We start from the raw sequence: 425 nt of genomic DNA, 5'->3' as shown, positions 1-425 counted from the left end.
CCAACCCGCCCATGGCGGGGACGGAGCCGTTCTCCGACCGCGCGGCCTCGGAGGCCATGGCGATCGCGAACTTCCACTTCGGCATCCACATGTGGGCGATCCTGCTCGTCCCGGGCCTGTGCTTCGGCTACTTCACGTACAAGCGCAAGCTGCCCCCGCGCGTGTCCTCCGCCTTCCAGCCCCTCCTCGGCGATCGCATCCACGGCCCCATCGGCAAGACGATCGACATCATCGCCGTGGTCTCCACCGTGTTCGGCCTCGGCGTGTCCGTGGGCCTGGGCGCCCTGCAGATCAACGCGGGCATGAACTACGTGCTGGGCACCCCCGTGGCCGGCTGGGTCCAGGCGCTCATCCTGGCCGTCGTCACCGCCGTGGGCACGGCCTCCGTGCTGGTCGGCATGGACAAGGGCGTCAAGCGGCTGTCC

At 69.6% G+C, this 425-nt stretch carries 1 protein-coding gene; it reads left to right on the top strand.

What is annotated here, in order from left to right:
* Nucleotides 1–11: 11 nt before the first annotated feature.
* On the top strand, nucleotides 12–425 hold a 414-nt coding region (locus tag ACFWJO_RS39280), incomplete at its 3' end, for a BCCT family transporter (RefSeq protein WP_386873037.1).

This window comes from Streptomyces sp. NPDC127092, assembly GCF_042722475.1.
In the GTDB taxonomy this organism is placed as follows: domain Bacteria; phylum Actinomycetota; class Actinomycetes; order Streptomycetales; family Streptomycetaceae; genus Streptomyces.
Note: the sequence above shows the minus strand (reverse complement) of the source record. Positions and strands in the feature narration are given on the sequence as shown.